The 12,687-nt window shown below is 50.9% G+C and carries 12 protein-coding genes; 5 read left to right on the plus strand and 7 right to left on the minus strand.

All coding sequences use genetic code 11. The annotated features are described in order from the left end of the window. The first annotated feature begins 56 nt into the window (after positions 1 to 56). From NZD86_RS04510 to NZD86_RS04520, 3 genes are all read left to right on the plus strand, one after another. Positions 57 to 1,406 carry an amidase gene (locus NZD86_RS04510; protein ID WP_268045296.1) on the plus strand — a complete coding sequence of 450 codons (1,350 nt, stop codon included), beginning with the start codon at positions 57 to 59 and terminating at the stop codon, positions 1,404 to 1,406. 43 nt (positions 1,407 to 1,449) lie between these two features. Beyond that, a complete protein-coding gene (locus tag NZD86_RS04515) occupies positions 1,450 to 2,025 on the plus strand; it encodes an SDR family NAD(P)-dependent oxidoreductase (protein WP_268045297.1) in 576 nt (191 codons plus the stop codon). Between the two features lie 105 nt (positions 2,026 to 2,130). After that, positions 2,131 to 3,225, plus strand: coding sequence for a chymotrypsin family serine protease (locus NZD86_RS04520; protein ID WP_268045298.1), 1,095 nt, complete (start codon positions 2,131 to 2,133; stop codon positions 3,223 to 3,225). A 91-nt stretch (positions 3,226 to 3,316) separates the two neighbouring features. Here the strand turns inward: NZD86_RS04520 and NZD86_RS04525 are convergent, their stop codons facing one another. The 5 genes from NZD86_RS04525 to NZD86_RS04545 all read right to left on the minus strand — a co-directional run bounded on the left by NZD86_RS04525 (position 3,317) and on the right by NZD86_RS04545 (position 8,250). Then, positions 3,317 to 4,204, minus strand: a complete 888-nt coding sequence (locus tag NZD86_RS04525) for a LysR family transcriptional regulator (protein ID WP_268045299.1) — start codon at positions 4,202 to 4,204, stop codon at positions 3,317 to 3,319. 45 nt (positions 4,205 to 4,249) lie between these two features. Further along, complete coding sequence (locus NZD86_RS04530; RefSeq protein ID WP_268045300.1) at positions 4,250 to 5,050, minus strand: SGNH/GDSL hydrolase family protein; 801 nt, start codon at positions 5,048 to 5,050, stop codon at positions 4,250 to 4,252. A gap of 295 nt (positions 5,051 to 5,345) precedes the next feature. Further along, entirely contained in the window at positions 5,346 to 5,636 is a 291-nt protein-coding gene (locus tag NZD86_RS04535) for an MTH1187 family thiamine-binding protein (protein WP_268045301.1), read from the minus strand. Positions 5,637 to 5,718: 82 nt separating this feature from the next. Beyond that, entirely contained in the window at positions 5,719 to 6,225 is a 507-nt protein-coding gene (locus tag NZD86_RS04540; protein ID WP_268045302.1) for a hypothetical protein, read from the minus strand. 336 nt (positions 6,226 to 6,561) lie between these two features. Then, positions 6,562 to 8,250, minus strand: a complete 1,689-nt coding sequence (locus NZD86_RS04545) for a M3 family oligoendopeptidase (protein ID WP_268045303.1) — start codon at positions 8,248 to 8,250, stop codon at positions 6,562 to 6,564. 471 nt (positions 8,251 to 8,721) lie between these two features. Here NZD86_RS04545 and NZD86_RS04550 point away from each other — a divergent pair, with 471 nt between their 5' ends. Further along, a complete protein-coding gene (locus NZD86_RS04550; RefSeq protein ID WP_268045304.1) occupies positions 8,722 to 10,320 on the plus strand; it encodes an ATP-binding protein in 1,599 nt (532 codons plus the stop codon). 74 nt (positions 10,321 to 10,394) lie between these two features. Next, positions 10,395 to 11,438 carry a threonine aldolase family protein gene (locus tag NZD86_RS04555; RefSeq protein ID WP_268045305.1) on the plus strand — a complete coding sequence of 348 codons (1,044 nt, stop codon included), beginning with the start codon at positions 10,395 to 10,397 and terminating at the stop codon, positions 11,436 to 11,438. A 95-nt stretch (positions 11,439 to 11,533) separates the two neighbouring features. Here NZD86_RS04555 and NZD86_RS04560 read toward each other — a convergent pair whose 3' ends face one another. Both NZD86_RS04560 and NZD86_RS04565 read right to left on the minus strand, forming a co-directional pair. After that, positions 11,534 to 12,274 (minus strand): hypothetical protein, encoded by a 741-nt coding sequence (locus NZD86_RS04560; RefSeq protein WP_268045306.1) that lies wholly within the window; start codon positions 12,272 to 12,274, stop codon positions 11,534 to 11,536. Continuing rightward, the gene (locus NZD86_RS04565; RefSeq protein ID WP_268045307.1) at positions 12,275 to 12,466 is read right to left on the minus strand and encodes a hypothetical protein; all 192 of its coding nucleotides are present in this window, start codon (positions 12,464 to 12,466) and stop codon (positions 12,275 to 12,277) included. Positions 12,467 to 12,687: the final 221 nt, after the last annotated feature.

The raw sequence follows: 12,687 nt of genomic DNA on the forward strand, positions 1-12,687 counted from the left end.
CGTATACTTGGAAGGATTCAGCCGTCAGTGACTTAACCCGCTTGTCCGCCACCAGAATGATGGATGGTCTTAAAGAACACGCTTTTTCTTCGGAGGAGTTGATCCTCGCCCACATCGATAGAATTCAGAAATTACAGCCAATTATCAATGCAGTGACACACGAGCGGTTTGAGGAAGCACGACGGGAAGCCCGTGCTGCTGACCAACTGCGCATGCGTGGAGATGAAAATTTGCCCACGCTACTTGGTATGCCAATCAGTGTAAAAGAAATGTATGCTATCCAAGGCTTGCCGTGGACAGGCGGTGTGCATCGTCACCGTGACAGGATCGCGACAAAGGACGCGGAGGCCGTACACCGTGTTCGTGAAGCGGGTGCCGTCGTTCTCTGTAAAACAAATACATCGACACTGACAATGACACACGAGACGGATAATGTTCTCTTCGGACGCACGTCTCATCCGCTCGATCCGACGCGTACACCGGGCGGATCGAGCGGTGGTGAGGCCGCTTTGATCGCTTCGTACGGATCGGCGTGGGGTATCGGGAGTGATTTAGGTGGATCGATTCGGTTACCGGCGCATTTATGCGGGATCTGCGGGATTCGGCCAACGCACGATGTCATCCCAACGGATGGAGAGTATCCGTCATACCCACACCACCTCCACATGAATTCTGCAGGTCCCCTCGCAAGAACCGTTCAAGACGTTCGACTGTTATACGAAGTCTTATCCCACAGGAAAGCGGATACATATCTTGACGGCGTGAAGGTCCATTGGCTTGCTTCCGTCGCTGAGGCACCTGTCGATAACGACATGTTGGCGTCGCTCGGTGAAATTGTACGTGAGGTGTCACAGGCCATCCCCGTCGAACCCGCCGATGGGGCACTTTTGCATGGCGTCGTACAGCTGTGGCAAAGTGTCATTCTGTCTGATGGCGGGCAGGCCACAATAGAGGAAATCCGGGAAGGAGAATCGTTTTCCCTGGAATATGAGTTGATGAGGGCGCTTTTCGGAAGACGGATTTACCACAAATGGATTCTAGCACTCTTATTTGGCGCAAAGTATGTCGCCCGAAGCAAACGGTCGCTGGATGATCTGATGAAAGAAATTTCGCTGCTGCGTGCACAGTTTAACGCCGTGATTGGCGATCGCGGCGTCCTTCTCATGCCTGTATTCCCCTGGACAGCACCAAAACACGGGAAAATTGCCAACACGGTCTACAGCAACCGCGGGCACAGGATACTCCCGTACCTCGTCCTCGCGAACGCGCTGGGGTATCCAGCCATGACCGTTCGTGCAGGGATTGCGTCAAATGGGTTACCGTTTGGCATTCAAGTTGTGGGTGGCGAGCACGGCGAGAATGAGGTATTTGCGGTTGCGGAGTTGATCGAGCAGATCTGTAGTTGAATTTGGAGGAGGGCTCCGCTATGGGACGACTGGGAAGCCATCCATGGCATTCGTTCACGATGTCACGGATGAGGAACAGTGGAAGACGGTTGTTCGTTCTGTGTTGGATGTGCACGGGCGGATCGACATTCTCGTGAATAACGCAGGTGTGACCAGTCGCACTGGTATCTTGGAAACGTCGATGGCGGAGTGGGCGCGTGTCATGGATATCAATGCGAAGAGTGTCATTCTCGGTATGCAGTGTGTCATTCCCAGCATGATCGAAGGCGGTGGCGGGGCCATTGTCAATGTTTCATCCATCTATGCCCTCGTCGGGAGCGGCGCCTCGGCGGCGTACCAGGCTTCGAAGGCGGCCGTGCACATGTTGACTAAGACGGCCGCTGTCCAGTATGCCGGCGACGGGATTCGGGTGAATTCCGTGCATCCCGGGATCATCGATACGCCTATGATCGCGGATATGACAGCGGATCGGTATCAAATTCTCGTGGGAGGAACGCCAATGGGACGGCTCGGTAAACCGGCGGAGGTGGCGAAGGGCGTCCTCTTTTTGGCGTCCGACGACGCGTCGTACATCACCGGCACTGAGCTGGTCATCGATGGCGGATATACGGCTAGATAAATGATTCAGTAATCTATATGGTTTGTCCCTTTCATTTCAACCAGTCCTACATATTTTGTGGCAAAAGGTCTCACAAGGACTGAGTTGAATAGGGGAATCATATAGATGGCGAATTTTCGCGCTGCTTGTCATGCTAAATCGGGTATTTGTCAGTCTCTACTGAAAAAACGTGGCGTTGTGGGAGTTGGTGTTGGGTACGCTGATTCCAAAAACCCGAAAAAGGGCGCAGCAGTCATTGTTTATACACGCAAAGCGGCCACTGCATCGAATCTCTCCCTGCCACAAAATGTTACGGTCAGAATGCAAGGAAAACCAGTGTCCGTGCCCGTCCGGTTTATCGCATCGGGGCCCATTTTTGCGAATGGGACTGTTTCGCCAACACAATTTCGAGGAAGAATTCGTCCTGTTCCAGGAGGTTATAGCGTAGGATACCCTAGCATTCCGGGATCAAACGGTGTATCAGGAACGGCCGGAATCATTGGTATCAACTTTCCAGGACGAAACCAGTTGTATATTTGCAGCAATAATCATGTGTTAAACAGGAACAACAGCACAGGTTTCACGGAAACCATTCAGCCCGGGGCAGCGGATGGTGGCAGATCTGGACCTGACACAATTGGCCGACTGGATCGTTTTGTCCCGTTAAGAAAAGATGCGGTCAATTTTTTAGATGCTGCTACCTCCATCCCACTGAGTAACAGTCTACTTGATCCGCGTTACGCTCTTGTCGGAGCCCTACCAGGCCACCTGCTATCCTACGGAGTTGGGGAGCGATTCAAAAAGGTAGGGCGGACGACTGGATTCGTTAGGGGCACTGTCGAGTCGATTAATGTGGATGTCAATGTAAATTATGGAAATTACGGAGGTTTGGGAGTCATCCGGTTTACTAACCAGACTGTGGTTGTAAGCAACACACCTATTTCTCTTCCTGGAGATTCCGGATCGATATGGCTTCGCGACCAAGATAATTTTGTAGCAGCGGTGAACTTCGCAGGACCTGCTGGCGGGCTTCGTTCGATATGTTTCCCGTTCAATACGTTCGCGCAAGTCTTTGGGATTCGAGTTGCCCGGCCCGGCCGAACAGTGGGTGCGGTAAAAATGCCTAAAACAAAGCGGCCTTATGCGCATACCCGTCCGCTTACTAAGCAACAGCTTGCCAAGATCAAGGTGGTAACGGCCAATCGAATGAAGAGGAGGTAAGGCGTCAACGGATAGGATAGCATAGGGTCTCGAGATCCGCTCTGTCCCATCTGATCCTTTCAGACATTTCAACGCTCGGGCCGAGCTCTCTCTACGTTGCGATGGGGTCTGCCAGGGTGGCAGTTAAGTGGCGAATCAATGATTTGGTCGTTACGTCCATGAACGCTTCCTTCCGATAGACAATGCCTACTTGGGCTATCGGTACGGAGTCAGTGAAGGGAATACTACACAGCACGGGATCGTTGACGGAGGCGACATATGACTGCGGCATAATGCTTGCTAGTAGAGTGTTGTCGATCATCTCTCTCAACGATTCCAGGCTGGACAACTCAAGTTTCGGCGACAGTTCAAATCCTACCTTTCTGCAACAGGCATCAATGAATCGTCGAATGAGATACTTCTTTGGGAGCAGCGCTATTGGAACCGCCTGAAGGTCACGAAAGGGCACGGACTGAAGGTTCACCAGTGGATTGCTGGATGACACGACAAGACGCAATTCCTCTTTGAACAAGGGTATAAATTCCAGGCGATCATCATCAATCGACAGAAATGTAACACCCAAATCGATTGTGTTCTTAAGCAATCCTTCCACAGTTTCTTCTGTACTCAAGTCCACGATGGACAATTCAATTCCCGGATACAGTTCGTGGAACGAGATGATAGCTCGGGTCACCAAGTGGTTGCCGGAGCACCCGATGGTCAGCTTCCCACGGTGCAATCCGTTCAACTCTTGAATTTCGGCTTGAGCCTGCTCCAGTTCATAGAAAATCTTTTCACAGTGCGCTTGCAGAATCTTGCCTGACTGTGAAAGGTAGATCTTTTTACCGATCCGCTGAAACAAAGCCGTACCCAGCCTATCTTCAAGCAAGCGAATTTGGTGGCTCAATGTCGGCTGGCTAATGCCCAGCCGTTCGGCTGCCCTGGTGAAATGAAGTTCCGCACAGACGGCCATGAAGTACTCCAAGAGACGAAATTCCATTGTCATGGCTCCTCTCAACAGATACGTATGTCACAAAAATCCGCGTCACACAACTTGAGACCCTCTGTGAACGGCGGAATGTGGCTCCGGAGAGCCGTGCGAAAGCCCATGATATCGAACAGCTCCAGTGCCGAATTGCTCACTCCAGTCGTTGATGAATAGTTGGGCCGCCAATTCGTGTCCGGCCGTATTCGGATGCCAAGCGTCGCCCATATACGGACGAATTGTCTCGTGATGTGTCGAGAGGTAACTCTTCATTTGCCCAAATACATTGAACACGTGCACGTTCTCGTTGTGAAAGTCCTTAGCAACGTTCATTTCATCGTTGAAAAGAATTGGTTGGCTCAATTTGTACGTCGTATAGGAAGCCTTCGATACGGGTGACGTGACAACAATGACCAGGGCATGTTTGGCGAGTGCGGACTGAATCTCCCACTTCACCTGCTCCTGGAACGAAGTCATGGGAGTTTTTGCATACAAATCGTCCAATCCACCCCACGCGATGACAACGACATCTGGGTGGATATCCGTTAGCCACGTTGGGTATGTTTTTCTAATGGTCATTACGCCGTGACCAGGAACAGCTTTGTTATACACTTCAAAGTGATTGGACGTGAGGTCTGAAAGGACTCGGAAGGAACGGTCTAGATAGCCACCGTCCTGTGGATTATCCTTCCACCCGTGGGCTACAGACGATCCGATGATGAGTACCCGCTGCCCATCAGCACCGTACACCGGCTCCGCTTTTCTGTAACCAGTCAGCGACTGAGCAGTTGGCGTGCTGGAGACGATAAGTTCGGAATGACTGGACCTTCCGCTGAGATTGAGAAGATTGTTTGCATGCACAGGACGAGCACTTGGAAGTGAAAGACAAGGTGCCAGGATAAGAAGACATACAACTACGAGCCATCGCGAAACAGAGCGTTTCATTTCAGAACCACCCTTCCTTCGTGTAGATATGGACGAGGAATGATTCATTTCATGTTAGATAATAGGCCGACTTATGGCTATTTTTAAACTCGACATGCCCATCTTACCATCGTCATGTCACTTCGTCGTCCCTTGATTGCAGATTATCACGTAAAACAGGACCATCTGGGCGATGGTCCTCAGGTAACTTAATGATGTTCCAGCGGATTGATCACGATTGTGCACTATCCACCGCACGCGACATCGACATGTCTTTGTCCGTGCGATGGTCGATCATGATATTCGTAACCACTCTATCCGGGCCCTCGTTTAAAGCGTTCTGATGAATTTCTTTCGCGACATCCATCAGTGCGTCCAAATCTCCTTCAATGATGGTGCAGGTCGGTGCAACTTGGTAGTTCAAACCTCGGTCCTCAATCACGCGCAAAGCCGGACCGATATGAGAGCTGAAGCTAGCAGAACCAGTTCCAATGGGAACAATCGTAATTTCCATAAGTGGCATGGGGGAGCCTCCTGGGTTGTTTTTGGTTATGTTCCCATAAAGACTGTAAACCTATGCAGCTTCTAGCCGTGTGAAATGTTATTCATGAGCGATTTGGTTGTAGTTCCCGTGAAGGGGTGCCCTGGTTACTCTCCTGAAAAATCTGATTGACCTGAGGGAACTCTTCTAAATAACCATACCGCTTGAGCTCATAAAGAGCTCTTCTTAAGCTGTTTTGGTCATCGTGTGACTGGCTGGATAGTTCGCTAAATTGGTCCAAGGTTGCATGTGGGTTTTCCTTACAAAATAAGAGAAGTCCCTTTGCTGCCCAAGATAGACGATCATCCGAGAAATCCCCGATAATGCCACGAAATACTCTGTGCGATAAAATCTTTAGCTCAACGAGTTGCTGTAATGCTCGTGTTGCTTTGGTTTTATCCATGCGTCCCTTCCGAGAGATTTGTTCTAGGCTAGGGGGAGCTTGTTCAGTCGAATATGAACTCAAGACGATACAGGTCATTTGTGTGTAGATATCTAAGTCGGGATTATCGAAGATTTCAGTGGAAATCGTGAAATTGCGTACGTTGTCGCTTGACTGTGGATCGCTCATGGTAAGTGCCTCCTTTGTGTTTGCGACAAAGTCGTCTGGGTACGTACAGGGTGGGGGCGTCGGGTATATACATTCAGCTAGTCTCTCGCGGCGCAAGTATTTTTAACGAGTAGCAAAGCTCAACGTGTGTAGTAGAGTTTTCGCTGTAGAGAAAGTCTTTATGACCGTGTGAAGTTGACGGTTGCCATTAGAAGGTAGTGTGGCAACCACCGATGATTTGATGTGGCTGGGGACATTTTTAAAGCCATTCCACATCAGAGGAGTACCGCACATGTGGACAAGACGAGCCGAGCGCCGCACGGGGCGGCCTCGGTCATATATCACATGTAACTCCCGTCACGCCAACGACTCAATCAATTCCTCCACGAACTTCGCCGTCCGCCCAACTGATTGGTCTGAGAAGTCAAACGACACGCCTGTTGCCGCATAGAGCTCAGCGATGGTTTGGTTGCTGTCCGCGCTCGCCCCACGCTTAAAGTCCTCAATTGCTTGGCGAGGGTCTTTCCGATAGGTTTCCAGTAGTTGCAGCGCACCCAGTTCGGAAATGGAGTATTCGATGTTGTAGAACGGGTAGGCGAAGAAGTGAATGGAGTCCAACCAGCCAATTCCTACTTCGTCCTCCAAGCCGGTGGAATCCACGGGGTGGCCCGCGAACCTCTGTGTGATATCACGGTACGCAGCGTCTCGTTCTTCCGGCGTGTGGTCTGGATTCGCATACATCCAGTGCTGGAACATGTCACCCGACAACGGCCCCATGAGCATGTTCAGTGCACGGTGAATTTCTTCCCGTTGGGCGTTACGAAACTCGTGCTCATTGGGGTAGAATTCGTTCAACTTGTCTAAGCACAACAGTTCCATCCCGTGCGAATAGAGTTCGGCCACTTCTGCCCGCATGTGCGTCCACTCGTACTCGTCGCGGACTTGGAGGTAACCATTGACGGCGTGACCCATTTCGTGGATCAGCGCGATCAAGGCAAACCACGACGGACTAAAGTTGGCAAACACAAATGTATTCTTCGAGTAACTCAGAAAGTCACAGAATCCACCAGGCGCTTTACCCTTGCGGCTTTCCAAGTCAAGTAGGCCGTTTTCACGCATGTGCACAAACTTGTCGCCAAAGAAGGGATCCGTCGCGCGTAACATGCGTTCGACGCCGTCCACAAGATCATCCACCGCTTCGAACGGCGCGCCTTTCAAGGTGCATGGTGATGTGTCCCAAGGACGGTACACGTCGACATTGAGTTCCGCCTTGAACTGGTCCGCCAATCTGTCCCACACTGGAACCACGTGCTTTTCCACCGCAGCGTAAAACTCTTGGCAATCTGCGATGGTGTACTCGCGATTGTGTGCACGGAACGAATACTCAGCGTAATTTTTGAATCCGGCGTTGACGGCAATTTGGTGGCGAAGATGAACGAGTTCGTTCATCATGTCGTTCAGTTCGGATCGAACGGACTTGAGCGCTTCCCTGGTTGCTCTCCAGGCCTTTTCACGCGTTGCGCGGTCCGGGTCCCCGATTTGAGCCTGGACATATGGGTAGGGTTTCTCTTCACCGTTCCATGTTATCGTCAGACCGCCGATGATTTCGTTGTATCTGGCAACGAGTTCTTGCTCTCTTACTTGAAGGGGAATGTTCTCTTCACGGAAGAGTTCTAAATCCGTGGATCGAACTTTGAGCATGAGACCGTACTTTTTCGTGTCGAGTTGCGCTGCATAAGGGCTCTGGCAGAGCTTTTTGTCTAACTCAGAACCGTATTTTAATAGAAGTGGTTGGATGACAGTCTGATCGTGCATGTGAATTTGCTTTTTTTCCTCACTCATTGTGTCCCGGTAGAAGTCAATCATTTGACCGGACATGACCTCACCGACTTGCAGCTTGAACTCCACTTCCCGTTGAATCCATGCTTCCAGATCCGATAAAGACTGAATTTCCTCCGTCAAGAGGGCCTTCAAACGTGATTCGAACGCTTCTGCGTTCGACAATTCAATTGCGTGCGCGTAATACGTAGTGGACAGGTTAGACATCTTGTTGAGCTCCTTGGTTGAAAGTTTCCACAGGGTTTCGTGCGGTACAAGCCCTGGGAACCATAATGAGAGACGAGGCAAAAGCCCGTGTTCTTACTTGGTATTATCTCAAAATGTTGTGGCAATTGGGAGTGCAGAATGAGAAGAGCGGGTTTTTGTCGCGGTTCACCGCTATTTCTCCCGCATTCGACATAATTCGATGCAGGTAGACAAAGTTGTCACATATGGTCGGAAAAGATTTCGATATATTAAGGTTAGGTTCGGTGCGGGCTCGAACACTTCGTCATCATATGGGTAACTAACGTCCAACGCACACCTGATGGTTTTGCAAATAGACAAAAAGAAGGCTGTGTAGAGGAATTGTTTAGTCGGTACTTTGTTCACTTTGGTGTTATTCTGTTCCCTCTCTGGTTGTATCAGTTTTGGATTTCAAGAAAATCTTTCAATTACTTGCCGGCTGGGGTCCCATTTATGGGAATGTACGGCGGCATCGCTGCGATTTGTGATCAACTCAATCCGATTTCCATCTTCGGTATCCCAGGTGACTTTCAGTCTGTCCCGATTGTTTTGTCCATATTGTACGGCAAGCGAAGGGCAGGCCTGATCGCCGTCGGTATCCTGGTAGCTTATCAAGTAATCAGTCGAGAAAACCACGCGGTGGCATCCATCGCTGCGCTGCTCGTCTATTCGTCCTTGCCCTTTTTTATCTGTCACCGTTTCGCTTACTACTCGCGGGAGAAGCGACGCAAGACGGCGATATATCTGTCCTTAGTTGTATTGGTGGTACAACTGGTGACCATTGTTGCCCTCGTCTTCATTTTTGAACCGAATCACGTATTGACATTCGAAGCCATCGCACGTTGTTTGCTTGTCGCAGTCGTCCTGCAGTTTGTGTTGATGACCGGTGGCATGTTGATTGTGGAAAACATCATTCAGGACGGTCGTGATCGAACCGAGTTGGTGGAGTCTCGGTACGCTTTAGAGGTGAGCAACGAGCGGTACCAGTCGTTTGTGGAGTATAACCCGAACGGGGTCTGCGCGTTCGATCTCGACCATCGCGTGCAGATGGCGAACACGGCGTATCTCAGTATGATCGGCTATTGCTTGGACGAATTGACCGGGTTAACGCGTTTCGATATGTCCTTCCCCGAGGATCATCCGTTGGTTCACGACTTGCGGGAACGTGCCATCCGTGGGGAGATTGCCAGGGATATTGAGACTAAGATGCGACACAAGAGCGGACAAGCCATCCCGATTCGTTTGACACAAGTGCCCATTGTCCTGAAGGGTGAATGTGTCGGGTACTACAGCGTTGTGGCGGACATTACGGAAGAGAGAATGGCAGAGGAACTTGTTCGAAAGTCCGATAAGCTGGCCACCGTTGGCCAACTGGCTGCCGGTGTGGCTCATGAAATTCGTAATCCCCTGACGTCCATCAAGGGATTTCTCAAGTTGATTGAACGCGATCCGGCGGGATCGAAACAGTACTTCTCCATCGTCAACAGCGAATTATCGAGAATTGACCTGATTTCCAGTCAGCTTCTGGTGCTGGCTAAACCTCAAGTAGAAAAATCAGTCCCAGTCGATGTCGATGCAGCCATTCGCGACGTGGCCGTTCTCATGAAACCACAGGCCAACTTGGCGAACGTATCCATTCGTACGCATTCAGATGACGGAATGAAGTATGTCTTGTGGGACGAAAACCAAATACGACAGGTGTTTATGAATATTGTTAAGAATGCACTCGAGGCCACACCCGTGGGTGGAACGGTCACGCTCATGACAAAATCGACTGGTGATGAGGTACAAATCGTGATCGAAGATACAGGAATTGGGATGACGCAGGAGACCATCAAACGCTTAGGTGAGCCGTTTTACACGACGAAAGGAAACGGCACGGGGCTTGGGCTGATGGTTTCGCACCGAATGATTGACCGCCATGGCGGAACGATCCACTACGACAGCATCCCGGGGCAAGGTACAAGGGTTACCGTAGAGTTGACGCGAATCGGGAAATCTAGGGGCGGTCTGACACAAGGCAACGAACGAAACTATTTAGTGAATAGTTGATTAGCGCTGCCTTTGACGAGTGGACGTATAATAGAGAACATCGCGATTAAACTCACGGGAATGGAGCAATTTGCATGGCGAAACGAATTGATTTGCGAAGTGACACAGTCACCCAGCCAACGGCGGACATGCGCCGCGCGATGGCAGAGGCTGAAGTCGGTGACGACGTATACGGTGAAGACCCAACTGTCAATCGACTTGAAACGTTAGCAGCAGAGATGCTAGGCAAGGAAGCTGCGCTATTTGTCACCAGTGGAACGCAGGGGAACCAGGTTGCCATTGCGACCATCGCCCGGACGGGGGAAGAAGTCATCGCGGAGGCCGAGTCGCACATTTTCTACTATGAAGCGGCGGCCGTGTCCGCGTTTGTCGGCGCGCAAATCCGACAAGTACCGGGGCGTAAGGGTGTCCTGCAACCGACAGACATCAAACAGGCCATCCGGCCAAGAGACGTCCACCAACCGCGAACAGCACTGATTTGTATCGAAAATACGCATAATCGTGCGGGCGGAACGGTCACACCCGTTCACGTTTTGGAAGAGATTTCGTCCATTGCGAAGGCGTCAGGTGTTCCTGTACATATGGACGGGGCTCGATTGTTCAATGCGGCTGTCGCCTCTGGGCGCAGTGCGAAAGAAATCGCGTCGCACGTCGACACCGTACAATTTTGTTTGTCCAAGGGGTTATCCGCTCCGGTCGGTTCTGTGTTGGCGGGATCGAAGGCGTTTATTGACGAGGCTCGTCAGTGGCGGAAACGCATGGGTGGTGGACTGAGGCAGGCGGGCATCCTTGCTGCCCCAGGGATTCTCGCGTTGACGACGATGGTCGATAGACTGGCGGAGGACCATGAAAATGCTCGTTACTTGGCAGAACAGTTGAGTGCATTGCCTGGTGTGACGGTGGATCTGGAGACGGTGCAAACGAACATCGTCATAGCCGACATCGCTGGGACAGAGGTTGACGTCAACGTGTTCGTTCAAGCGTTGCGCGACGAAGGCGTGCTGTCTTCCGCTTTCGGCCCAACGACGGTTCGTTTTGTGACGAATAAGGACGTGTCTCGGGAAGATATTTCTACCGCTGTCGACGTCATCGCGAACGTCCTAAAACAGGTGAGGTAAATTTCGCGGGAGCCGATTGAGAAAACACGAGCTGGGGCTGAACGAAAGGCGGATCGAGAGATTTCGCCTCTCGTTCAGCCCCTTGTCATTGAATGTCACGTTTTCACGCGCTGGTTTAACAGTTTTGGAATGCTTTTGAGCGCCAGAAGATTCCCCGTGATGCCAAGAACGACGCGACCAGCCTTGCCGATAGACACGCTGTAAATGTGTAGTTGCTGAATGACGAGCAAAAATCCGATCAGTTGGTTAAACAACTTGTATACCGGACCACCGTTTGGTAGGGTGGCCAGTCCGGGTAGAGTCGGCGCAGCATTGCTTCGTTCCAGCAGTTTGGATGTCGTAGAAAACCCCAGTGTGTATGGAAAGGGGCCAATGGCTGTCCCCGTAATGCCGAATGAATTTTGCATGAGTCCCCATCCCACGCCGAGGTTGAGTACGGCGAGGACAATCCGCTCCAGGGGATGATTTCGTCTCTCTTCTAACATGCGTTGAAGCGTGCTCAAGAGAAACCAGTCGGATTGAATGGAATAGACAATTCCGGCACCGACGACCGTTGGATTCATGACATACGCCTGTTTGGTGAATAGCAAAAAGGCCAGCAGTGCTTCTAATTTCACGTATGCCTTTGCCGTCACACTGTTTCTTGGAGCGTTGCCTGGATTTCGGAGGTAACGAGCAGTCCCGGAACTGAGACGGTCAAATAAGGGGCCACGAACGACGAATGAAAACTGCCCAGCCCGGAATGTGATAACGTTGATGTCCACGTACCCAAGAACAATGAGCAGAGCAAGAATTTGTCCGAGTTGGACGCGCGAGACGTGTGGAAACCAACTCATCTAAGGCCCCACCGTTCTGGATGAGTTCGTATTGTTCACTTCGTCAAGCGACTTTTTCCAGACCGGAGTCAGTTTTACGATGGCATACAGTGTCAATATGGATACACCAGTGACAGACACGACACCGAATACATCTCGAATCTTATTTGTGACTCGATTGACATCGTTTTGATTTGTCTTGTCGATAGGCACTGGTGTTCACTCCTTTACGAAGGCATGAAGAAGAAGAAGAAAAACAACGCTAGTCCTGTAATGATGAGGATGGCGTCGTGAAACAGGTCCGACTTGGTGACTTGCGTTGACTCATTCATAACCCCACTCCATCCATCAAAGACTCGTGTATTATCTTATGTTTCGCAGACGCAAGAGCGTGTGCGGATGACGAGTTGGTTAGCCATGACACCGATATAGGG

The organism is Alicyclobacillus dauci (assembly GCF_026651605.1).
GTDB classification, from domain to species: domain Bacteria; phylum Bacillota; class Bacilli; order Alicyclobacillales; family Alicyclobacillaceae; genus Alicyclobacillus; species Alicyclobacillus dauci.